Source organism: Pseudomonas synxantha, assembly GCF_900105675.1.
GTDB lineage: Bacteria > Pseudomonadota > Gammaproteobacteria > Pseudomonadales > Pseudomonadaceae > Aquipseudomonas > Aquipseudomonas synxantha.
The window spans coordinates 1909857-1933269 of record NZ_LT629786.1; the positions used below are offsets into that span (position 1 = coordinate 1909857).

Here is a 23413-nt window from a genome sequence, read left to right on the forward strand (position 1 = left end):
AAAAAAGATACTTCAATCACGGCGACACGATTTCCTGATGTCATTAATGTTTAAAGTTTGTGCTTGATAGTACGCAGATTAAATCTGCTTATAGAGCTGTTATTCAACTTGGTTGATCCGCAGTCTGTAATGTTGACTTGTACGCTATCGGCGAATGCCCCTGTGTGCTTAAGGTCCTTGAAGAATGGCAGCCCCGACGGACTCGCATTTGTCAGGTTGCAAAGCTTTTGATCAAAAAGAGAAAGATCGATTAAATATTATCTATTCATGGTTTTTTGCTGTAAGTGAAAGTAAAGAATGAAAGGAGATTTTTTATGTCTATAATAAACCTGAAATTCACTTTCAATACCTCTGAAGCTTTGGAGCTTTTTTATGAGGATTTGGGAAATGTTGTGAAACTTGTGACATTTTCAGGCCGGACGGTAGATTATTCCATCTGGCGTGAAGTAGAGCATGGGCCCAATGGGCAATACTTGGTGATGAAGGGGTGTTTCGTTGATCTGAAAGAGGCCCAGAAGGTAACGATTTTGAACTTGAGTGGTTTTGAGCTCAACATCAGGGGGGCAGAGACTAAAGTTTTAGGTAGGGATGAGGCGATGGATTTGACGTTCAGTCCCCCTGGTGCGCAGTACCATATCGAAGCGACCAGTGAAAATAAACGCGAGTAATAGCTTTTGAATTCCACCGGTTGAATGGCTTGTCGAATTCGTTTGATCTCGATTGCAAAGAGGCTGCTGAGCGACATTTTTCTTGCAGCCTTTTCTTTTCAAAAAACCATAGGCCAAGCGTTGAGACTCAGTCAGGCTGATGTTCTGCAAAACCGGTGAGCTGATTGTTACGAAGCCAATGGGGCGTTACTGATCTGCCGGGTTCAAGTTAGCATAGAAAATGCAGCCGATAAGCCGCGCAAACAGGCTCAGGGTCTCGGGCAGATTGGGGTCGTCGAACAGCATCGCCCGCGAATCCAGCGCACATAGCGCTCCAAACAGACGCCCATCGGGCAGAAAGATCGGCGCGCCGGCATAGCTTTCGATGGCGTATTGCTTGACCACCGGGCGCGCCGCAAAGCGGCCGTTCTGGCTGATCTGCGGGATGAACAAGACTTGAGGGTCGATGCAGAACTCACTGCACAGGGTGGTTTCCAGGTCGAGCACGTCGTCGACGTTGATGCCCATTTGCAGAGGGTCGTAGGCCGAACACACCACCCATTCCAGGTCGGTAAATTTGGCGATGCCGGCGAATCTCATGCCGGTCAAGCGTGTGACCAGCTTGAGAATGTTGGTTGTGGCTTCGATTTCGGCGATAGCAGCGCGTTCATCTGCGCTGAGTAACGATTGTGCAGTGACGCTTGGAATCATGCTGAACACTCCAGTGGCATGGCCGCTCGCAGCGGCCATGCACAGTCAGGTCTTAGTTAATCCGTGGATGCTGCTGCACCAGGTTTTCACGCTTGGCTTGCAGCGCGGCAATCTCGGCATCGATGTCTTCGATTTTCTGCTCGATATTGTCGTGATGTTCCTGCAGCAGCTCCTTGGCTTCTGCCATGTCGGACGCCGCAGGGGCCGCACCGCGTAGGGGCTTGTTGGCGGTTTCCTTCATGGTCAGGCCAGTGACCAGGCCGACTACGGCGAACACCATCAGGTAGTAGGCGGGCATGTACAGGTCGTTGGTGCTTTCCACCAGCCAGGCGACGACGGTTGGCGTGACGCCGGCGATCAGCACCGAGACGTTGAATGCACTGGCCAGGGCGCTGTAGCGCAGGTGAGTAGGGAACATCGCCGGTAAGGTGGAGGCCATCACGCCGATAAAGAAGTTCAGGACAATGGCCAGGATCAACAGGCCGCTGAAAATCAGCCCGGTCTTGCCGCTGGTGATCAGCATGAACGCCGGGATCGACAGGAACAGCAGGCCAATGCTGCCGGCGATGATGAACGGCTTGCGGCCGATTTTGTCGCTGACAAAGCCAATGAACGGCTGCACGAACAACATGCCGACCATGATTGCGATGATGATCAACACGCCGCTGTTTTCGGCGTAGTGCAGGTTGTGGGACAGGTAGCTCGGCATGTAGGTGAGCAGCATGTAGTAGGTCACGTTGGTGGCCGCGACGATACCGATGCAGGTCAACAGGCTGCGCCAGTGCTTGGTGGCGATCTCCTTGAACGACACTCGAGGGCCGTGGGTCAGGCCTTCGCGGTCGCCCTGTTCGAGCTTGTCGACGTGTTGCTGGAACGCCGGGGTCTCTTCCAGCGCATGGCGCAGGTACAGGCCGATCATGCCCAGGGGCAGGGCGAGGAAGAACGGCAGGCGCCAGCCCCAGGATTCGAATTCCGCTTCGCCGAGCACGGTGGAGATCAATACCACCACACCAGCGCCAAGCACGAAACCGGCAATCGAACCAAAGTCCAGCCAACTGCCGAGGAAACCGCGCTTGCGGTCCGGAGCGTACTCGGCGACGAAGATCGACGCGCCGGTGTACTCGCCACCCACCGAGAAGCCTTGGGCCATTTTGCACAACAGCAGCAAAATCGGCGCCCAGATGCCGATGGAGGCATAGCCGGGAATCAAGCCAATGGCGAAGGTGCTCAAGGACATGATCACGATGGTGGCGGCGAGGACTTTTTGCCGCCCATACTTATCGCCCAGAGCGCCAAAGAACAGGCCACCCAGTGGGCGAATCAGGAAGGGCACGGAGAAGGTGCCCAGTGCAGCGATCATTTGCACGCTGGGAGACGCGTCGGGGAAGAATACCTTGCCCAGCACGTAGGCGACAAAGCCATACACACCAAAGTCGAACCATTCCATGGCATTGCCCAGTGCGGCAGCAGTGATTGCTTTGCGCATCTTGCTGTCGTCGACAATGGTGATGTCTTTCAATCCGATGGGTTTGACGCGTTTTTTCCGTAATTTCATGCGGGCCACTCTTAAAGCTGAACAGGGGAGGTGCCATCGCTACGATGGCACCACTCTGTCAGTTCAGATACAAGAGGACACGAAATAATTCACCCCGTCGGGTACTTTTTCTCGCGTTTGCGAAAATATCGTTATCAGTGCCCTCGCGCCGGCGTGCGAATCCACGGCTTAACCAAATTTAAATGTGGGAGGGGGCTTGCCCCCGATGGCGGTGGGTCAGTTAACAAATAGGCGTCTGGCACACCGCTATCGAGGGCAAGCCCCCTCCCACATTGGGTCGTCGCTGTTTTGAGCATTTCGTTCGCTTAACTGACTGCGGCGACGATGGCGATATTGGCTAAACTCGGCTCGCAGGCCTATGCCGCAAACAGGAACGCCATTTGTATGCCAAACCGCCATTCACGCCTCATCTACCGCCAACCGCAGCCCGCTGATGTTCAGCGATTGCTCGAGATCTTCGGCGACCCGCAGACCAATTTGTTCAACCCGGCCGGGCCCATGCCGGATCTCGCGGCGGCCCAGCGCTTGCTGGCCCATTGGATGGAACAATGGGCCACTCATGGCTACGGCTGGTGGGCGATTGCCCGCAAAGAAGCGCCCGGACACATCATCGGGTTTGGCGGCATTGCGCAGCTCAACTATCTGACACAACGACGCGTCAACCTCGGCTATCGCTTTGCCGTCGAAGCCTGGGGGCAGGGCTACGCCACCGAGGTGGGGCGTGATGCGTTGGTGCTGGCGTTTGAAACCTTCGGTCTGCCGGAAGTCTTCGGCCTGGTACGACCCGACCATGTTGCGTCGATCCGTGTGCTGGAAAAGATCGGCATGCAACCTTTCGGCCTGTTGGACGACGTGCCAGGCCAGGCACCTAGCTTGGTGATGCGGGTTTGTCATCCTACAACTGCACAAAGCTGACTTTTTTCATATCGCTCTAACTCCTCGATAAGCGGCACTCTTTCCGATTGACACTGCGTGGGCGTCCCGATATAAAAGTCGCAGTTGTACGACGACATATGACGTTACATATGTCCTACCTAACAAAAATAAAAAGTGATGCCATGAATCTGAACGAGCCCATCAGTGCCCATCGTGTCGGCCAGGCAGTCGGCAGCTATCGCTGGACGATCTGCGCGATGCTGTTTTTCGCCACCACGGTCAACTACCTCGACCGCCAGGTGCTCAGCCTGTTGGCACCGCAACTCTCGACACAATTTGGCTGGAGCAACACCGATTACGCCAACATCGCGGCGGTGTTCCAGTTTGTCTATGCCATCTCCATGCTGTTTGCCGGGCGCTTCGTCGACAAGATCGGCACCAAGGCCGCGTATGTAGTGGCGATTGGGATCTGGTCCACCGGGGCGATCATGCATGCGTTTTCGGTGCCGATGGGCGAGGGCATCGCCGCGATCAGCGGGGCAATCGGCCTGGCGGTGATCCCGGTGTCGATTGCCGGTTTCATGCTGTCCCGCGCTGTATTGGCGATTGGCGAAGCAGGCAACTTTCCCATTGCGATCAAGGCGACTGCCGAATATTTCCCCAAGAAAGAACGCTCACTGGCCACCGGCATTTTCAACTCCGGTGCCAACGTCGGTGCGATCCTGGCACCGATCTGCGTGCCACTGCTTGCCGGCCTTTGGGGCTGGGAAGCGGCCTTCATGGTCATCGGCATGCTGGGGTTCTTGTGGGTCGCGGTATGGGCCGCGGTATACGAAAAACCGGAACAGCAAAAACGCCTGTCAGCCGAAGAACTGGCCTATATCCGCAGCGACCAGACCGTACAACCTTTCACCCCAGCGCCTACAGGCACCACCTCAAAGAAAATCTCCTGGTTCAAGCTGCTGACCTACCGCCAGACCTGGGCGTTCGCCTTTGGCAAGTTCATGACCGATGGCGTGTGGTGGTTCTTTCTGTTCTGGCTGCCCACCTACCTGTCGGCACAGTACGGCATGAAAGGCGCCGATATCGTCATGCCGCTGGCGGTGCTGTACAGCATGACCATGGTCGGCAGCATCGGTGGCGGCTGGTTCCCCAGCTATTTCATGGCGCGTGGCGATGCACCCTATGACGGACGCATGAAAGCCATGCTGGTGATTGCGCTGTTCCCGCTGGTGGTGTTGCTGGCGCAGCCGTTGGGCTACCTGAGCTTCTGGGTGCCAGTGCTGCTCATCGGCGTGGGCGCCTCGGCGCACCAGGCATGGTCGTGCAATATCTTCACCACCGTGTCCGACATGTTCCCGCAGAAAACCGTGGCCTCGGTGGTCGGCATCGGTGGCATGGCCGGTGGCCTGGGCGGTGTAGTCATGACCAAGATCGGCGGCTGGGTGTTCGACTACTACAAGTCGATCAACGACATCCACACCGGCTACATGATCATGTTTGCCATCTGCGCCCTGGCCTATCTGGTGGCCTGGAGCGTGATGAAGGCATTGGTGCCGCGCCACAAGGAAATCACTGATCTCTAGTGACCACTGCGGGCAAGTGTAGAAACGCCATCAGCGCGGCAACTATGGACTCTGGAGCATCTTCTTGCACCAGATGCCCGGCATGGGGGACACGCAGGTAGCGTGCCCCAGCCAATCTGCCAGCCAGTGCATCGCCTTGCGCCACCGGGATCTACTGATCCTCCTCACCCCGGAGCAGCTGCACCGGGCAGCGGATACTGGCAAGCTGCACTTCAATGGCGTCGGTATAACGCTGATCCATTTGTGCAATCTGACGGTAAAAGGCTGCCTGGCCACTCTCGCCTGTCCATGGCGTGACATAGGCGTGCAGCACCTCGGCGTGGCCATGAAAATCAAAGGTTTCGGGCAGTGCCAGGGCGTCACTTGAGTCAGTCATGTTGGAATTCCCCCAAGGTTGGGTGGGTTGCCGCAGGTTTTGCCTGCGCCAGGATGATACGCACCGCCATCACCACGCCAATCAGCACGGCGGCCAGGCCCGCGACTTCCAGGGGCGTCGGCCAGCGCTGGTGAAACCAAAGGCCGAGCAGGGTGGCGAACAAGGATTCAAGGGCAATCAATTGACCGCTCAGCACCATGGGCAGGCGCCGCGTCGCTGCGTTCCAGGCCCACGCGCCGACGACGGTGGACATCACCGCGATCACCAGGCTCCAGGCATACAACGGCCATGCCTGGCTCCAGCCAGCGCCAAGGGTTGGCAACTGCAATAAGCCTAGCGCGTATATCCAGGGCAGCAGGCACAGCGCCGCGACGCCTGCACCCACCAGCATCAGGGCGGTCCACAGGCCGGTCGCGCAGGCCGGCAAGCGCGCCAGCTGCTTTTGGTTGATCACGCTGAACCCCAGCCATAAAGCCACCGCACCCAACGAGAAGCACAGCCCGGCCAGCCAGGAACCAGCACCCAGCGAGGGCTGGTGCAGGCTGCTGATGTTGGCCAGCAACAGCCCCACCGTGAGGCAAGACAGCGGCATCACCAACTGGCGCCAACGCAGGGTCTTATGGCTGGCGTTGCCTACCAGCGCCAGTAAGACCGGGACCATTGCTACACAGGCTGGCGTCAATACCGGGCCGCCGAATATCACGCCGGCGGCAATACAGACGCCATAGCCCAGGCAACCCAATGCGCCCAGTACCGCCGCGAACACACGCTGGCCTGGGCTTAGCACAGGCAGTTGCGCCCGGCACAGGATCATCCAGACGACACCGAGCCCACCGGCTATCAAGAAGCGCACGGCCATCAGGTCGTAGAGGCTGTAAGCCCCGGTGACGTAGGGCGCAATAAAATTCAGCGCCCAGCCGAGGGTGGCGACCACCGCGAATATCACGCCGATAGAAACTGAGGTTGGGGAAGTGCTCATCAGGCTGATCCATGAAGTAATGCATCCATGGTGCCCAGCCACATGGGTGTGCTACAAACGAGTTCTCGGTCTTGAATGCATAACTTCAGATTATGAACCTACTCGGCAAAACCCTACCGCCCCTTGCCAGTTTGTTGCCGTTTGAAGCGGCGGCGCGCCTGGAGAGTTTCTCCAGGGCGGCCGATGAGCTGCACATCACCCAGGCGGCTGTCAGCCGGCAAATTCGGGGGCTGGAAGACAACCTGGGGGTGAAGCTGTTCATCCGGCGCAACCGTGCGGTGTTCCTCACGCAAGAGGGGCGTGAGCTGGGGCGGGTGGTCAGCCTTGCGTTGCGAAGCATCAGTGATGGCGCGGCTAACCTGCGCGCCTCCCCGCAACGCAACCGGGTGGTGTTGTTGTGCCAGTTGTGCGAGGCGTTTTATTGGCTGATGCCGCGTTTGTCGACGTTTCACCAGCAATACCCGCAGATTGAAATCCAGGTAGTGACCTGCACGCGGCCTATCACCCAGTTCGATGGCCATTTCGATGTGGCCCTGCAAAGTACCCGGCGCGCCAGTGGCGCCCATAGGCTGATGTTCACCGCCTCCGACGAAGTGTTCCCCGTGTGCAGCCCCGCTTATCTTTGTCCGGAACAGCCGTTAGCGCTGACTGAATTACAACCCTGCACATTTTTGCACCATGGCTCCGAACCCCCGCACCTGATGGCATGGGATGAGTGGCTTCTGGTGTTTGGCCACGTGTTGGCCAGGGATGCGCGCAGCGCCACCTTCGACAGCTACCCGCTGATGTTGCAAGCCGCGGTGGAAGGGCACGGTGTCGCCATGGGCTGGCGTCGTACCGCAAGCCGGCTGATTGACAGTGGGGCGTTGGTCCGGCCCTGTGCTGAAAGCGTATTTTTGCCTGAGGCAATTTCGGTCTACAGGCAGCAAGGGGCGGGCAGTCGGGACGGGGTCGAAGCGCTGCTGGCGTGGCTGCAAGCGCAATTGCACAGTGACGGCTGACAGGGGCGTCGCCACCCCTGTCATATCCGATTAACGGTTACGGGTGACTCGCCAAACCGTATTGGCCAAGTCATCGGCAATGATCAGCGCACCTTTGGGGTCCACCGTCACGCCCACCGGGCGCCCACGGGTCTTGCCATCGTCACCGCGAAATCCGGTGGCGAAGTCGATGGGTTCGCCAGCAGGCTTGCCATTGCTGAACGGCACGAAGATCACCTTGTAGCCCACCGGATTGTCGCGGTTCCAGCTGCCGTGTTCGCCGACAAACACGCCAGCGGCAAATTTTTCACCCATGGCCGGGATGGAAAAATCCACGCCCAATGCAGCCACATGGGAGCCCAGGCTGTAATCGGGCTTGATCGCCGCGGCCACCTTGGCCGGGTTCTGCGGTTGCGCGCGTGGGTCGACGTTCTGGCCCCAGTAGCTGTACGGCCAGCCGTAGAAGGCGCCTTCCTGCACCGACGTCAGGTAGTCCGGCACCAGGTCGGGGCCGAGTTCATCGCGTTCGTTGACCACCGTCCACAGTTGCCCGGAGCCAGGTTGAATGGTCAGCGCCGTGGGGTTGCGCAAGCCGGTTGCGTAGGGCCTGTGGGCCCCGGTAGCCGCGTCGATCTGCCAGACCATGGCGCGGTCAATCTCCACTTCCATGCCGCGCTCGGTGATGTTGCTGTTAGAGCCAATCCCGACATACAGCTGGCGTCCGTCATCACTCACGGCCAATGACTTGGTCCAGTGGTGGTTGATCTGCGCTGGCAGGTCGGTGACTTTGACCGGCGGGGCGCTGGCCTTGGTCTGGCCGTCGGCATAGTCGAAGCGCACCAGTGCGTCCTGGTTGGCTACATAGAGTTTGCCGTCGGCGAACGCCAGCCCATAGGGCGCGTTGAGGTTATCGGCGAACACCGTCTTGAGCTCATAGGTGCCGTCACCGTCGGCGTCGCGCAGCAGGGTAATGCGGTTGCCGCCCTTGACCTTGGTATTGCCCTGGGCCTTGATCACGCTGGCGATCACATCCTTGGGCTTGAGCTTGGCCGCACTGCCGCCACGGCCTTCGGCCACCAGGATGTCACCGTTGGGCAGCACCAGGGTCTGGCGCGGGATCGCCAGGTCGGTGGCGATGGCGGTCACGCTGTAGCCTTCGGGCACCTTGGGCTTTTGCTCGCCCCACGGGGTGGGCTGCGCAATCTTCATGCTCGGCAACAGGCTGCTTTGTTGTTCAGGCAGTTTAGGGTCAGGGCCGCGGGCCTGGGTCTTGTCGCCTTCGCCACCACAGGCACTGAGCAGCAGGGCTGCGCTGAGTAAGGTCAGTGTATTGAGTGGTTTCATCGGGCAGCTCCTGAGCGCAGGTTGGTCAAGCCGATCCAGGTCGCGATGATCGCCAGCACCGTGACAATCGCTGACAGTATCAAGCCGGTGGGCATCATGGCGTAGGCGTCCTTGGCATGCTGGAACGCATTGACCAGCCCAAGCACCCAGGTGCCCAGCAACAGCAGGAAGTAAGCCACAGGGCGCCCGCCCTTGTGCTCGGCACGCACCAGGTTGACCAGCGCAAACAGCAGGGCGAGACCGCAGAACACCAGCGCCCCGGCGATCAGCCAAGAGGCGAAGTTGGCCCATTGGATCTGGTAAGTCTGGCCGTAGGCGATATCACTGAGCAAAGCCCCGAGGAACAGTGGCACGGTGCCTGCCAGCAAGGTCCCATGCAATGGGCCAGGTCTGACGACGGGGTAAGTGGGGAGGGTAGTCATGGGGGTGGCGGCTCCTTATCGTTCTGCACCCTGGGGTCAGGGCGCCTGACTTCGCATAGGAAAGGAGCGTGGCATTTGTAAGAAAGTTCACTGAGAGGTCGTGTCGAGATGTTTTTCGAACCATGCCGCATAAGGGGTATTGCTGACTTTGCAACGGTTGTAATCCGGAGCGCCATCGTGCCACCACGCCGGCCCACGCTCGCCCAATGCGACCTTGGCATGCTGCACCTGCTGCCGAGCGGCTTTCAATGCCTGGGCGTCAGCGGCGCCCTTGGCCGCCTTGACCGCCCGGCGTGCATCCATCAGTGCATTGACCCAATGTAGCCGGGTTGCCTCATCCAAGGCCGGATTGGTACAGCGCCACAGTTGCCCCTTGACCACAAAATAGCGGCCATCCGGTGTGCTAAGCATGATGCCGGTGCAGCACCCGCAGCACGCCCCACAGCATCGACATTACAATTGCCATCCAACCGGCAAACAGGCTGAAAAGTGTCATTGCAAGGTTCATAAAGGTCTTCCATTGCGTTGTCGTCTCTTTATAGGTGACCTCGCTTGCAAACCAGGATTCAACTGGATGTGTTTACGGCCGCGGCTGCATGATTCATCCTGCCGGGCCGACAAGAGGAAACGCCTTATGCCAACCCTGCATCTACTGTGCGGCAAGATCGCCTCCGGCAAGTCCACGCTCGCCAAGACCCTGGGCGCCGAGCACCGAGCCATTGTGCTCAGCGAAGACCACTGGCTGGCCAGTCTTTACCCCGGTGAAATCCAGGCCATCGCCGACTACCTGCGCTGTGCCCAGCGGGTGCGCGGTGTACTTGGGCCGCTGGTGGTCAATCTGTTGGAATCCGGCGTGAATGTGGTTCTGGATTTCCCGGCCAACACCCTGGCCAACCGTGAGTGGTTGCTCGGCCTGGCCCAAACGGCCAAAGTGCCTCACCGCCTGCATTATCTGGAACTGGACGATGCGACCTGCCGTGCCCGCCTGCATGCGCGCAACGCCCAGGGCGAGCATGACTTTGCTGCGACTGACGCCGAATTTGACCTGATCACTCGCCACTTTAGTGTGCCGAGTGAAGAGGAAGGCCTGGTGATTGAGGTGCATCGCCCGTGACCCTCCTGCAAACCACGGGCGTCGATGCCGACGGGTTTATCCTCACCGTCGCCGATGTTCCGGTACAAATCGAGTTCCAGCCCGTGCTGGCGGATGTCTGCGCAACCCTGTCCCAGGCGGCGTTCGGGCTGCATGGGATTTATATGTATGGCAGCGTCGCACGAGGCCAGGCCGAGGTCGGGGTTTCTGATCTCGACCTCTCGTTGATACTCAACGATCCCCCGGATGCCTCGGTGCTCGAGCAAATTGAAACGACCCGAATTGCCTTGGAACAACGGCATCCGCAAGTGACCAAGATCGACTTCGATATCGGTCATCACGCTCAAGTGTTGGCGCCGGAAAATCGCAACAGTTGGGGCTTCTGGCTCAAGCATCATTGCCGCTGTGTATGGGGCGAAGACCTTGCACGGCACTTCGACCCGTTTTGCCCGTCCCGCGCCATCGCCATGGCGGTCAATGGTGACTTCGAGCAAGCGCTCACGGCGTATCTCGTGCGTATCGAACAGGCCCGCACTGAACACGCACGTCATCGCCTGCAGCGTGAAGCATCGCGAGCCTTGATCCGGGCCACTCACACCTTGCGCGCAGACGATGCGCACATGTGGCCGCATACCCTGGAAGAGTACGTCGCGCTGTTTGTTCAGCAGTACCCCTCGATGCGCGTGCAAATCGCGTACTTCCTGTTTGAAGCGCGTAACCCCAGCGCTGAGTGCGAGGTGTTTTCCACGCGGCTACGGGCGTTTTTGAGTTGGATGGTTTCGGCGCTCAGGGAAAGGAATCAATCAAATGCGTGAACGCAAAGCCGCACGACTATTGGTGATAAGCCCTGCAAAGCAGGTGCTGCTGTTCCGCTTCGTGCATAAAGACGGCGCATTGGCCGGCAGGAATTACTGGGCTACGCCGGGCGGTGGCGTCGAAGCCGGGGAAACCTATCACAGCGCCGCAATCCGTGAACTGCGCGAAGAGACCGGCATCACTGTCAGCAGCGTTGGCGAATCCGTGGCAGAACGCAGTTTCCCATTGATGCTGCCCAGCGGCGAAACCGTGCTGGCGGTCGAGCGCTACTTCGTGGTGCAGGCGCCCAGCGAGGCGCTGTCCAGGGCCGAGTGGACGGCGCAAGAGACCCAGGTGATGGCGGATCATCGTTGGTGGTCGGCAGAGGAGCTGCGCACTACGACGGACACGGTGTGGCCGCAGGGGCTGGTGGAAATGCTCGAGGACGTCGGCGCCTTCTAACCGTTTTCAGCTTGGAAGAACCGCTCGGGCCGGCAAGGCGCCAGGGCAGGGCAGACCCTATCCTCCATGATCTCTTCGCTGGCAAGACTCCCCACGATGGCTGCCAGTGTCACGCCAGGATGCATCGCGCAGACGTACACACCGCTGATGCCTGGCAATTGGCCAATGATCGGAATGCCATCGGCCGGGATGGGCCGCAGCCCGACGCAGGCCAATTGTGGTTCGATGAACGTGACCCCTTCGAGTTCACCCGCAATAGCCTGGGCGGTGCGCCGAGCGATGGCGGCCGCCTGGTTTTCCGGGGCGTCGTCCAGATAGTCTTCGGCTGCCAGCCAGGTCCCCTCAGCACTTTCGCGCACCTCCATTGCAGGGTTGGAAATAAGCGTGCGCACGATGCCGGGTGAGGCGTTGTAGCGGATAAAGATCGCGGGGGAGGCATCAATCGGCAAGGGCACACACAACAGCTTCGTCAGCGCGGGGATTCCGGTGCCGGCTGCGAGCACCACCACGTCGGCATCGATGACGCCCAGGCTGGTTTCAACGCCGGTGACCTGTGAGCCGTGCATCCTGAAACCCAACACCTGGGTGTGTGTCAGCAGCGTGGTACCGTGGGCCTGGGCTCCGGCAATTAACGCATGGGTGGTTTGCACCGCGTCGAGCGCACCTTCTTCGGCCTTGAATTGGGCATGCTCAGGCGGGTTTCTCAAACGCGGCTCAAGTGCCTGGATACGCTGGCGAGTGATCCGTGAATCCGCCCCAGGCTGAATGTCTGCGCCGTAACACAGGGCGCCTGTCCAGCGTATCTCCACGGCGGGCAGTTCATGCTCCAGGCGGTGATACGAGTCAATCGCTGCACTGCGCAAAGCGGCAATGGGGTCGGGTGCGTCGTGGGTCGTGTTGAGCCAGGCAAATGAGGTGGCCGTGACCCCGGACGCGACTTCGCCGGCCTCGACCACCGTCACATTCGCGCCCTTGCCGGCCAGGTGATAGGCCAGTGAAGCCCCCACGATACCGGCGCCAATCACCACAATGCGCTTACCTTGATGCATATCCGCTTCCTTGTTAATGACCCGCCAGGATCTCGCTGGTCTGGAACACCCTGGCATAGTCCATCGCCAGGTTACTGAGCGACAACGCATGCACATCTTCAGCCGGCCACAGGCGTCCCGACAGGTCGGTTTGATCGAAAGTAAAACAGGCATCCGCCGCCACGATCACATAAAACCCCAGGTTGCCGCCTGAACGCACAGTGGCCTCCACGGAGTTGTTGGTAATAACCCCGACGATCACCAATTGCTTGATCGAGCGCATATGCAGCCAGCGCTCAAGGCCCGTGGCGATGAAGGCATCCGGTACGTTTTTCTCCACCACATGCTCCTGGGCCAGGGGGTGCAGTGCGTCCTGGAATTCACAGCCGGGCTGGCCTGGCCAGAACACCGAGCCGGGAGAACGGGAGATATGCCGCACATGGACGACCGGGCGTTGAGCATAGCGCCAGGCGTTGAGCAGTTGCTGTATGCGTAGCTCGGCGTCTGGGTTGTTGCGACGGCCAAGGGCGGGGTCGGCCATGCCTTTCTGCATATCGATGATCACCAGTGCAGCGTTCGTCGCTAACGGTTCCATGGCCTGTCCTTTTGCGGGTGAGACGCGAAACATATCAGCCGATGCGGGGCTTATATAGAGGCCTGTTCGAAAACATGATGGGCCAATGGCAGCTTGACGCTTGACCGTTACTCAACTGGTTTGGCGCAATCCAAATGTGGGAGGGGGCTTGCTCCCGATAGCGGTGTGTCAGTGAGCTTATTTGTCACTGATCGACCGCTATCGGGAGCAAGCCCCCTCCCACAGAAGATCGCCCTGACCCTCGGCGCTTGCTGAGCGCCAGGCAATCAGCGAACGGCTCTGGATTGGCCTTCTGGCTGCTGAAACGCTACCCTCGTTCTCAATTCCCCAACCACCGGCTGTGACAGTGAGTCACGGTCTACATGAATCAGGACGATGAACGATTACTCTCTGAAGCTCGCGAACTACTGGCGAAACTCCCTGGCCGATGCCGAAAACGGCAATGGCGCTTTATTCAACAGCCATGTCAAAACCTATACGGTCTTGCCCATGGCCGCCTTGGCCGCGGGCTGTTTGCCGGCTGAGCAGGTGGAGCTGCTATTTGCCGGCGAACCTGCGCAGTTGCTGCACGTCGACGTGACCTTGCGACCGTTTGTCTATGCCTCGCGCCCGGAACACCGCAAGGCGCGCAATGGGTTGCCGGCGTTCATCACACCGATTCTTTGTCGTGTGTCGGTCACCCGCGACGGGCGCATCTACGCGACCGGGCCGGCATTGGTGCCCCGTGACATCCTCGAGCCGTTGGATCACGACAATTTCACCCTCGGTGCGCAGTACGACCTGGACCGTTTTCTGGCCGCCCAAGAGGCGCCCCGGTTCGAACCGCCTGCTTCCGGTACCGACGTGGACCCAGAGCAGTATCGCGAAAAGTGGATCAGCTACCTGCGCTACTGCAAGAACATGTTCCACACGGTGTGCAACGCTTGGGACGGGGCGGAAGACGGCTTCGACCCAGTCAACTACTGGTACCTGTTCAAGGAGCAGAAGGCTGACGGTTTCAGCTTCAACATCGTTGCGCTATACGATCATCTGCGTGCCAGCAAGCCCGATGTGCCATTGTTCGAGCGATTTGCACAGCGTGGGCCCACCGCCGATGAGCCGTGCCTTGCGGCCAACAGCCTGTTCGCCAGCCGATGCGGGCATGCCGGTGACGAATACGCGCTGGCGCCTGCCCAACGCGACAGCCTGGCGCACCTTTTGGCCGGGGACGCCGGAGATATACTGGCGGTCAACGGGCCCCCGGGCACCGGGAAAACCACCTTGGTCCTGTCCGTGGTGGCCTCGCTCTGGGCCAAGGCTGCCGCAGAAGGCGGCGAACCGCCGGTGATTGTCGCCAGCTCGACGAACAATCAAGCGGTCACCAATATCATCAAGGCGTTCGGTAAAGACTTCGCCGCGGGCACCGGGCCCTTCGCCGGGCGCTGGTTGCCCGACATCAATAGCTTCGGCGCTTACTTTCCCAAAGCCTCGGCGGAAGCGGAGATGGCGCGCACTTACCAGACCAAGAGCTTTTTCCTTGAGCTTGAGTCGCACGCCTATCTCGACAGGGCCCAGCAGGCTTACCTGGGCCGCGCGGCCATGGCTTTTGCTGGCGACCCGCAACCCACGCTGAAAAATACCGTGGACAAACTCCAGGCGGAAATTCGTCTGCGCCAGCAGCAACTCGCCGCGATCGAGCAAACTTGGCCACGGCTGGTGGCTGCCCGCAAAGCTATTCAGGATCTGCTCGGCGATGACCCACGAGCGGCCATCAGCCGTCTTGAAACCCAGCTGCGGCTGCAGACTGAACAGCTGGCGAGCACCCAGGCTCGCTTGAAAGACTTCAAGCACTACCTGGCCCATGAATCGTTGATCTACACGCTGTTTGGCTGGTTCGGCCCGATTGCCGCCAAGCGCCTGCGCCTGGCCAAGCTTCACGTCGATGAGGCAGACACTGAGCTGCAAAGCGCCGTCGATGTGCATGACATGGAGCGCCGCCTGACCGCCGCCGTGAGCCACGCCGCGCAAAGCCTGAGCACACTCCAAGCTCAGCGGGAGCGGGTGGACGAGTTGCTGCGCGGCGAGCAGCGCGAGCTGTTGAACTGGCAGGCGGTGATTGGCGTATTACCCGGCGCGACCGGCAAGCCTGCCGCACAGGTGACGCTGGAGGACTGCGACGCCTGGGCGGACACTTCGTTGCGCTTCGAGACCTTCCTGCTGGCCACCCATTATTGGGAGGGGCGTTGGTTGATGGAAGTCGCCGAGGAGTTGCCGCTGATCCTCAAAAGCCGTAAAAAAAATGGCCGCAAGACCCTGGAAAAAAACTGGCGGCGCTGGATGAAACTCACGCCTTGTGTGGTCGCGACGTTTCACCGATTACCGGGCGAGCTGTCGTGCAGCCGTCGTGATGGCGATGGTTATGTCAAAGACTATGGGCTGAACTTCATCGACCTGCTGATCGTCGACGAAGCGGGCCAGGTGCTCCCCGAGGTGGCGGCGCCGTCTTTCGCTTTGGCCAGGCAAGCTCTGGTGATCGGCGACACTCAGCAGATCGAACCCATCTGGTCGATACCGGCAGCCGTGGATATCGGCAATTTGCTCTGCGCCGGTCTGTTGTCACGCAGCAGCGTGGACGACGATTACGAGGCGTTCTGTGACAGCGGGCGCAGCGCCGCCAATGGCAGTGTCATGGCGATTGCGCAGTCGACCAGCCGCTATCACTACGACCCTGACCTGGCGCGCGGCCTTTACCTCTACGAACACCGCCGTTGCTATGACTCGATCATCGATTACTGCAACGCCCTCTGCTACAAGGGCAAGCTGCAACCGCGCCGGGGCGCCAAGCCGCAAGGTGGCTTGCCGGGGCTGGGCTACCTGCACATCGACGGGATGTGCCAGCAGAAACAGGGTGGCAGCCGTCATAACCTGCTTGAGGCACAGACCATTGCGGCCTGGATCAAGGCCAACGAACAGCAGCTCGTTGAGCGCTACGACAAAGAGCTCTGGGAGATTCTTGGGGTGATAACCCCCTTCGGCGCCCAGACCCGAGCGATCATCGAGGCCTGCAGCGCATTAGGCATTCGCACCGGTAAGCTCGACGGTGAGATGACCGTCGGCACGGTGCATTCTTTCCAGGGCGCAGAGCGTCCCGTGGTGATTTTCTCGGCGGTGTACTCCAAGCACGCCGACGGCGCGTTTATCGACCGTCGGGACAGCATGTTGAACGTGGCTGTGTCCCGTGCCAAAGACAGTTTCCTGGTGTTCGGCGACATGGACCTGTTCAGCCAGATACCCGCCAGTAAGCCTCGTGGGCGCCTGGCCCAGTACCTTTTGCACAGCCCGGAAAACGCACTGGCGTTCGACTTCCAGCCCCGGGTGGACCTGCTCACGGCGCGCACCGGCTTGAGCCACCTGCATGAATTTGCCGAGCATGACCGGTTCCTGTTGCGCACCCTGGAAACGGCACGCCAGCAGGTGCAGATCGTGACGCCCTGGGTCAAGTTGCGCGGAATGCGCGAAAGCGGCGCCTTGGATGCAATGGTCGGCACGGTGCAGCGGGGCGTGCAGGTGACGGTCTACACCGACTTGCGCTTCAACACCGACATCAACCCCGGCAGGTCCGAAGGCAACCCGGGCAAAATCGCTGAATTCAAGGAGGCGATTGCGGCGCTCAAACACCATGCCGTACAGGTGCGCGTGGTCAACAAGGTGCACAGCAAGCTGGTGATGGCCGATGAGGAGTTACTCTGCGTTGGCTCATTCAATTGGTTGAGCGCCGCACGTTCCGGCGATTACGTGCACCACGAAACGTCCATGGTCTATCACGGGCCGGACGTCAGCAGTGAGCTGACGATCAACCGCACGAGTCTGGCGCGACGCCTGAGCTCAAGCCAGCCTTAGCCTGGCGCAATGCTATGCCAGGGGGCTACAGGCTGCTGGCATAGCGACACCGATCGGCAGCCCGCACGCAAAACCCTGAGACTTCCCGGCGAAAATCTTCATAATGACGGCCAATTTGTTTAGCTCGTTATTCTGGTGTGCCCGCATGGAAATTAAGGTCAACTTTCTCGACAACCTTCGGCTTGAAGCCAAGTTCGATGACTTCACGGTCATTGCCGACCAGCCCATCCGCTACAAGGGCGACGGTTCGGCACCGGGGCCATTCGATTACTTCCTGGCTTCGTCGGCGTTGTGTGCGGCGTACTTTGTGAAGTTGTACTGCCAGACGCGCAATATTCCCACGGAGAATATTCGCCTGTCGCAGAACAACATTGTCGACCCGGAAAACCGCTACAACCAGATCTTCAAGATCCAGGTCGAGCTGCCTACGGATATCTCCGACAAGGATCGCCAGGGCATCCTGCGTTCCATCGACCGGTGCACCGTGAAGAAAGTCGTGCAGGCCGGGCCGGAGTTTGTGATTGAAGAGGTAGAGAATCTCGACGCCGACGCCCAGGCATTGCTGATGCCCAACTCGACGTCTGAGGCAGGCACCTACATCGCCGGCAAGGACCTGCCACTGGAACAGACCATCACCAACATGTCCGCGATCCTCGCCGGCCTGGGCATGAAGATCGAGATCGCTTCGTGGCGCAATATTGTGCCCAACGTCTGGTCGCTGCATATCCGCGATGCCCATTCGCCGATGTGCTTTACCAACGGCAAGGGCGCAACTAAGGAGGGCGCCCTGGCGTCGGCGCTGGGCGAGTTCATCGAACGGCTCAACTGCAACTTCTTCTACAACGACCAGTTCTGGGGCGAGGAGCTGGCCAATGCGCCGTTCGTGCATTACCCGGATGAGCGCTGGTTCCAGCCGGGCCCGGACGATGAGCTGCCGAGTGAAATCCTCGATGCCTACTGCCTGAAGATCTACAACCGCGAGGGCGAGCTGCGCGGCTCGCACTTGTTCGACACCAATTCCGGTAACGAAGCCCGCGGCATTGTCTCGTTGCCGTTTGTGCGCCAATCCGATGGCGAGGTGGTGTATTTCCCCTCCAATCTGATCGAAAACCTCTACCTGAGCAACGGCATGAGCGCCGGCAACACTTTGGCCGAAGCCCAGGTGCAGTGCCTGTCGGAGATTTTCGAGCGGGCGGTGAAGCGCGAAATCATCGAAGGCGAATTCGCGCTGCCGGACGTACCGGCCGAAGTATTGGCCAAATACCCTGGCATCCTCGCCGGCATTCAGGGCCTGGAAGCCCAGGGCTTCCCGGTGCTGGTCAAGGATGCGTCCCTGGGCGGTGAGTTCCCGGTGATGTGCGTGACCTTGATGAACCCGCGTACGGGCGGGGTGTTTGCCTCGTTCGGCGCGCACCCTAGCCTGGAAGTGGCGCTGGAGCGCAGCCTCACCGAGCTGCTGCAAGGCCGCAGCTTCGAAGGCTTGAACGACCTGCCGCAGCCGACCTTCGAAGGCCAGGCGGTCACCGAGCCGAACAACTTTGTCGAGCACTTTATCGACTCCAGCGGCGTGGTGTCGTGGCGCTTCTTCAGTGCCCAATCCGATTATGAATTCGTCGAGTGGGACTTCTCAGGCCACGGCGAAGATTCCAACGCCCAGGAGGCCGCGACGCTGTTCGGCATCCTCGAAGGCATGGGCAAGGAGAGCTACATGGCGGTGTACGAGCACCTGGGTGCCACCGCCTGCCGCATTCTGGTGCCGGACTACTCGGAAATCTACCCGGTGGACGACCTGATCTGGGACAACACCAACAAGGCGCTGTTTTTCCGCGAAGACATCCTCAACCTGCACCGCCTCGACGAGGACGAGTTGCAGGCACTGGTCGAGCGCCTGATCGAAAGCGAGCTGGACGACTACACCGACATCACCACCCTGATCGGCATCGAGTTCGACGACAACACAGCGTGGGGCCAGTTGACCATCCTTGAGCTGAAGCTGCTTATTTTCCTGGCCCTCAAGCAGTATGAAGAGGCCAAGGAATGCGTGGAGATGTTCCTGCAGTACAACGACAACACCGCCGAGCGTGGCCTGTTTTACCAGGCGATGAATGCGGTGCTGGAGATGGAGCTGGATGACGACCTGGAGCTGGCCGACTACGAAGCCAACTTCCGGCGCATGTTTGGCAATGAGCGCATGGATGCGGTGATCGGCTCGGTGGACGGCAGCGTGCGGTTCTATGGGTTGACGCCGACGAGCATGAAGCTGGAAGGGCTGGATCGGCATTTGCGCCTGATCGACAGCTACAAGAAGCTGCATGCGGCGCGGGCCAACGTAAGCCTTGGCTGATTTACACTGTCAATGCGGGAGGGGGCTTGCCCCCGATAGCGGTGGGTCAGTTGCAAATAAGCTGACTGATGCACCGCCATCGGGGGCAAGCCCCCTCCCACATTTTTGATCGATGTTTGACGTTAGATGTGCACCAGGGCTTGGGCCAGATCCTTGCGCAGATCCTCTACATCCTCAACCCCCACCAACATAATCTCGAGCTGATTGCGCATTCAATGTGGGAGGGGGCTTGCTCCCGATAGCGGTGGGTCAGTTGCAAATAAGCTGACTGATGCACCGCCATCGGGGGCAAGCCCCCCTCCCACATTTTTGATCGATGTTTGATGTTAGATGTATGCCAGGGCTCGGGCTGAATTGGCGCGCAGGTCCTCCACATTCTCAACCCGCACCAACATAATCTCGAGCTGATTGCGCATTCAATGTGGGAGGGGGCTTGCCCCCGATAGCGGTGGGTCAGTTGCAAATAAGCTGACTGATGCACCGCCATCGGGGGCAAGCCCCCTCCCACATTTTTGATCGATGTTTGATGTTAGATGTATGCCAGGGCTCGGGCTGAATTCGCGCGCAGGTCCTCCACATTCTCAACCCGCACCAACATAATCTCGAGCTGATTGCGCATTCAATGTGGGAGGGGGCTTGCCCCCGATAGCGGTGGGTCAGTTGCAAATAAGCTGACTGATGCACCGCCATCGGGGGCAAGCCCCCTCCCACATTTTTGATCGATGTTTGACGTTAGATGTGCGCCAGGGCTTGGGCCAGATCCTTGCGCAGATCCTCTACATCCTCAACCCCCACCAACATAATCTCGAGCTGATTGCGCATTCAATGTGGGAGGGGGCTTGCTCCCGATAGCGGTGGGTCAGTTGCAAATAAGCTGACTGATGCACCGCCATCGGGGGCAAGCCCCCCTCCCACATTTTTGATCGATGTTTGATGTTAGATGTATGCCAGGGCTCGGGCTGAATTGGCGCGCAGGTCCTCCACATTCTCAACCCGCACCAACATAATCTCGAGCTGATTGCGCATTCAATGTGGGAGGGGGCTTGCCCCCGATAGCGGTGGGTCAGTTGCAAATAAGCTGACTGATGCACCGCCATCGGGGGCAAGCCCCCTCCCACATTTTGATCGATGTTTGGCGTTAGATGTGCGCCAGGGCTTGGGCCAGATCCTTGCGCAGATCCTCTACATCCTCAACCCCCACCGACAACCGTACCAGCCCATCGCCGATTCCCAACTGCGCCCGCGTCGCCGCCGGGATGCTCGCATGGGTCATGATCGCCGGGTGTTCGATCAGGCTTTCCACGCCCCCCAGGCTCTCGGCCAGGGCGAAGATATTGATGTTTTCCAGGAAGCGCGTTGCACCGGCCAGGTCGCTGTTCAAATCCACCGAAATCATCCCGCCAAACCCGCGCATCTGCTGTTTTGCCAACTCGTGCTGTGGGTGGGATTTCAAGCCTGGGTAGTGAACACGCGATACCTGAGGCTGTTGTTCCAGCCAGGTGGCCAGGTCCAGGGCATTGCTGCAATGGCGCTCCATGCGCAGCGCCAGGGTCTTTACCCCGCGCAAGGTCAGGAACGCGTCGAACGGCCCGGCAATAGCGCCCACTGAGTTCTGCAGAAAGCCCAAGCGTTCTGCCAGCTCAGGGTTGTCGCCCACAACGGCGATACCACCGATCACATCGGAATGCCCATTGAGGTACTTGGTAGTGGAGTGCACCACAATATCGAAACCCAGCTCCAGCGGCCGCTGGATCCACGGGCTGGCGAAAGTGTTGTCGGCCACGCAAATAATCCCGCGGGCACGGCAGATACGCGCAACTGCGCGCAGGTCGGTCAGGCTCAGCAGCGGATTGCTCGGGGTCTCGACCCAGACCATGCGCGTGTCGTCCTGCAACGACGCTTCAAAGGCCGACAAGTCGCTCAGGTCGACATAGCTGAAACGGTGCCCGGCACTGCGCTGGCGTACCTTGTCGAACAGGCGGAACGTGCCGCCATACAGGTCATTGCCCGAGACAATATGTGCGCCGGCATCCAGCAGCTCCAGCACCGTGGAAATCGCCGCCAGCCCCGAGGCAAACGCAAACGCCTGGCTGCCGCCTTCAAGGTCGGCTACGCAGCGCTCCAGGGCAAAACGCGTGGGGTTGTGGGAGCGCCCATAGTCGAAGCCCTTGTGCACGCCGGGGCTGTCTTGCAGGTAGGTGGAGTTGGCGTAGATCGGCGGCATCAGCGCGCCCGTGGTCGGGTCGGGTGACTGCCCGGCGTGGATCACACGGGTGGCAAACGCGCTTTTATCGGGCTGACTCATGCAAGGGATCTCCGTAGGTGGTTAAGCAGGTCGACGCGGGTAATCAGGCCATGGAAGCCTGAGGCGTCAGCAATGATGGCGACCAGGCCGCGATCCAGTTCTGCCTGCAGTTCGGCCAGGCTGGCGCTGGGGGCCAGGGTGTGCAGGGTGTCGGTCATGGCGCTGGCGACGGTCATGGAAAAATCCGCGGCATCGTGGTGCAGGCCCAGCAGGATGTCGGACTCATCGATGACGCCCACCAGTTGTTGGCCGTCTACCAGCACCGGCAGTTGCGACACATCAGCCAGGCGCATGCGCTGGAAGGCGGTGAGCAGGGTGTCGTCGGGGCTGACGCTGATCACGCGGCCGTCTTCGAAGCGGCGGGCGATCAGGTCGCGCAGGTCGCCGTAATGCTTGTACTGCAACAGGCCGGCGTCGTTCATCCATTGGTCGTTGTAGACCTTCGACAAGTACCGCGTGCCGGTGTCGCAGACGAAGGTCACCACACGTTTGGGCGTGGTTTGCTCACGGCAGTAACGCAGGGCGGCGGCTAGCAGGGTGCCGGTGGATGAGCCCCCGAGAATGCCTTCGGCCTTGAGCAACTGGCGGGCGTGGTCGAAGCTTTCTTCATCGCTGATGGAGTAGGCGTGGCGCACACTGGAGAGGTCGGCAATCGAGGGGATGAAATCCTCGCCGATGCCTTCCACGGCCCAGGAGCCGGGCGTTTCCAGCTGGCCGCTGCGGCTGTACTCGGCCATTACCGAACCCACCGGGTCGGCCAGTACCATGGCCAGCTCAGGCTGCACGCGCTTGAAGAAACGGGTCAGCCCGGTGAGGGTGCCGGCCGAGCCGACGCCCACCACAATTGCGTCGACATCATGCTGGGTCTGCGCCCAGATCTCCGGCGCGGTGCTGGTCTCGTGGGCCAGGGGATTGGCCGGGTTGTTGAACTGGTCGGCGAAGAAGGAATCCGGAATATCCTTGGCCAGGCGTGCTGCAACGTCCTGGTAATACTCGGGGTGGCCCTTGCCCACATCGGAACGGGTGATATGCACCTCGGCGCCCATGGCCTTGAGGTGCAGCACCTTTTCCGTGGACATCTTGTCGGGCACCACCAGCACCACCCGATACCCCTTGGCCCGGCCCACCAGCGCCAGGCCCAGGCCGGTGTTGCCGGCGGTGGCTTCGATGATGGTGCCACCAGGGCGCAAGCGGCCGTCGCGTTCGGCGGCGTCGATCATCGCCAGGCCTATTCGGTCCTTGATCGAACCTCCGGGGTTTTGTGATTCAAGCTTGAGAAACAGTGTGCAAGGGCCAGTGTCGAAGCGGCTGACCTTGACCAGCGGTGTGTTACCGATCAGCTCAAGCACGGCGGGGCGTGAAGGTGTGGGCATGTCGTTACCTGGTTACGGGATGGGCGTAGGGTAGGGGGACAGCAAAATGCATGACTTCGAACA

At 59.9% G+C, this 23413-nt stretch carries 19 protein-coding genes and 1 pseudogene; 9 read left to right on the forward strand and 11 right to left on the reverse strand.

Annotated features, from left to right (window positions below):
• Window positions 1–314 precede the first annotated feature (314 nt).
• The gene (locus tag BLU48_RS09135) at window positions 315–668 is read left to right on the forward strand and encodes a hypothetical protein (RefSeq protein ID WP_057024092.1); all 354 of its coding nucleotides are present in this window, start codon (window positions 315–317) and stop codon (window positions 666–668) included.
• Window positions 669–854: 186 nt separating this feature from the next.
• On the opposite strand, the gene BLU48_RS09140 is transcribed toward BLU48_RS09135, so the two are convergent.
• Both BLU48_RS09140 and proP read right to left on the reverse strand, forming a co-directional pair.
• Window positions 855–1358, reverse strand: a complete 504-nt coding sequence (locus BLU48_RS09140; RefSeq protein ID WP_057024091.1) for a GAF domain-containing protein — start codon at window positions 1356–1358, stop codon at window positions 855–857.
• Window positions 1359–1410: 52 nt separating this feature from the next.
• On the reverse strand, window positions 1411–2913 hold the full coding sequence (gene proP / locus BLU48_RS09145; protein ID WP_043051797.1) for a glycine betaine/L-proline transporter ProP: 1503 nt from the start codon (window positions 2911–2913) through the stop codon (window positions 1411–1413).
• Between the two features lie 384 nt (window positions 2914–3297).
• On the opposite strand from proP, the gene BLU48_RS09150 reads away from it, so the two are divergent.
• A complete protein-coding gene (locus tag BLU48_RS09150; RefSeq protein WP_057024090.1) occupies window positions 3298–3828 on the forward strand; it encodes a GNAT family N-acetyltransferase in 531 nt (176 codons plus the stop codon).
• Between the two features lie 143 nt (window positions 3829–3971).
• The gene (locus BLU48_RS09155) at window positions 3972–5375 is read left to right on the forward strand and encodes an MFS transporter (protein WP_057024089.1); all 1404 of its coding nucleotides are present in this window, start codon (window positions 3972–3974) and stop codon (window positions 5373–5375) included.
• Here BLU48_RS09155 and BLU48_RS09160 read toward each other — a convergent pair.
• Both BLU48_RS09160 and BLU48_RS09165 read right to left on the reverse strand, forming a co-directional pair.
• Window positions 5362–5685: pseudogene (locus BLU48_RS09160) on the reverse strand (alpha/beta fold hydrolase); the annotation flags it as partial. The gene BLU48_RS09155 and the pseudogene BLU48_RS09160 overlap by 14 nt on opposite strands.
• Window positions 5686–5743: 58 nt before the next feature.
• Complete coding sequence (locus tag BLU48_RS09165) at window positions 5744–6730, reverse strand: DMT family transporter (protein WP_057024088.1); 987 nt, start codon at window positions 6728–6730, stop codon at window positions 5744–5746.
• 92 nt (window positions 6731–6822) lie between these two features.
• On the opposite strand from BLU48_RS09165, the gene BLU48_RS09170 reads away from it, so the two are divergent.
• Window positions 6823–7731, forward strand: a complete 909-nt coding sequence (locus BLU48_RS09170; RefSeq protein WP_057024087.1) for a LysR substrate-binding domain-containing protein — start codon at window positions 6823–6825, stop codon at window positions 7729–7731.
• A gap of 30 nt (window positions 7732–7761) precedes the next feature.
• Here the strand turns inward: BLU48_RS09170 and BLU48_RS09175 are convergent, their stop codons facing one another.
• The 3 genes from BLU48_RS09175 to BLU48_RS09185 all read right to left on the reverse strand — a co-directional run bounded on the left by BLU48_RS09175 (window position 7762) and on the right by BLU48_RS09185 (window position 9887).
• On the reverse strand, window positions 7762–9054 hold the full coding sequence (locus BLU48_RS09175) for a PQQ-dependent sugar dehydrogenase (RefSeq protein WP_057024086.1): 1293 nt from the start codon (window positions 9052–9054) through the stop codon (window positions 7762–7764).
• Window positions 9051–9476, reverse strand: coding sequence for a DUF2231 domain-containing protein (locus BLU48_RS09180; protein WP_057012677.1), 426 nt, complete (start codon window positions 9474–9476; stop codon window positions 9051–9053). Before BLU48_RS09180 ends, BLU48_RS09175 begins: the two co-directional genes overlap by 4 nt.
• A gap of 87 nt (window positions 9477–9563) precedes the next feature.
• Window positions 9564–9887, reverse strand: coding sequence for a hypothetical protein (locus BLU48_RS09185; protein ID WP_057024085.1), 324 nt, complete (start codon window positions 9885–9887; stop codon window positions 9564–9566).
• Window positions 9888–10110: 223 nt separating this feature from the next.
• On the opposite strand from BLU48_RS09185, the gene BLU48_RS09190 reads away from it, so the two are divergent.
• Genes BLU48_RS09190 through BLU48_RS09200 form a run of 3 tightly spaced genes read left to right on the forward strand, consistent with a single transcriptional unit; the run spans window position 10111 to window position 11826 of the window.
• A complete protein-coding gene (locus tag BLU48_RS09190; protein WP_057024084.1) occupies window positions 10111–10590 on the forward strand; it encodes a P-loop nucleotide/nucleoside kinase family protein in 480 nt (159 codons plus the stop codon).
• A complete protein-coding gene (locus tag BLU48_RS09195) occupies window positions 10587–11384 on the forward strand; it encodes a nucleotidyltransferase domain-containing protein (RefSeq protein ID WP_057024083.1) in 798 nt (265 codons plus the stop codon). Before BLU48_RS09190 ends, BLU48_RS09195 begins: the two co-directional genes overlap by 4 nt.
• Window positions 11377–11826, forward strand: coding sequence for an NUDIX hydrolase (locus BLU48_RS09200; protein WP_057024082.1), 450 nt, complete (start codon window positions 11377–11379; stop codon window positions 11824–11826). The genes BLU48_RS09195 and BLU48_RS09200 overlap by 8 nt, the downstream gene beginning before the upstream one ends.
• Here BLU48_RS09200 and BLU48_RS09205 read toward each other — a convergent pair.
• Window positions 11823–12875 (reverse strand): NAD(P)/FAD-dependent oxidoreductase, encoded by a 1053-nt coding sequence (locus BLU48_RS09205; protein WP_057024081.1) that lies wholly within the window; start codon window positions 12873–12875, stop codon window positions 11823–11825. The genes BLU48_RS09200 and BLU48_RS09205 overlap by 4 nt on opposite strands.
• Before the next feature lie 13 nt (window positions 12876–12888).
• Entirely contained in the window at window positions 12889–13449 is a 561-nt protein-coding gene (locus BLU48_RS09210) for a cysteine hydrolase family protein (protein WP_057024080.1), read from the reverse strand.
• A 375-nt stretch (window positions 13450–13824) separates the two neighbouring features.
• Between BLU48_RS09210 and BLU48_RS09215 the strand changes: the two genes are divergently transcribed.
• Both BLU48_RS09215 and BLU48_RS09220 read left to right on the forward strand, forming a co-directional pair.
• Window positions 13825–17328 (forward strand): AAA domain-containing protein, encoded by a 3504-nt coding sequence (locus tag BLU48_RS09215; RefSeq protein WP_057024079.1) that lies wholly within the window; start codon window positions 13825–13827, stop codon window positions 17326–17328.
• Window positions 17329–17473: 145 nt separating this feature from the next.
• Window positions 17474–19672: an OsmC domain/YcaO domain-containing protein gene (locus BLU48_RS09220; RefSeq protein WP_057024078.1), complete on the forward strand. Its 2199-nt coding sequence runs from the start codon at window positions 17474–17476 to the stop codon at window positions 19670–19672.
• Window positions 19673–20810: 1138 nt separating this feature from the next.
• Here the strand turns inward: BLU48_RS09220 and BLU48_RS09225 are convergent.
• Both BLU48_RS09225 and BLU48_RS09230 read right to left on the reverse strand, forming a co-directional pair.
• Entirely contained in the window at window positions 20811–21977 is a 1167-nt protein-coding gene (locus BLU48_RS09225) for a cystathionine gamma-synthase (protein WP_057024077.1), read from the reverse strand.
• On the reverse strand, window positions 21974–23350 hold the full coding sequence (locus tag BLU48_RS09230; protein WP_057024076.1) for a pyridoxal-phosphate dependent enzyme: 1377 nt from the start codon (window positions 23348–23350) through the stop codon (window positions 21974–21976). Before BLU48_RS09230 ends, BLU48_RS09225 begins: the two co-directional genes overlap by 4 nt.
• Between the last annotated feature and the right edge of the window lie 63 nt (window positions 23351–23413).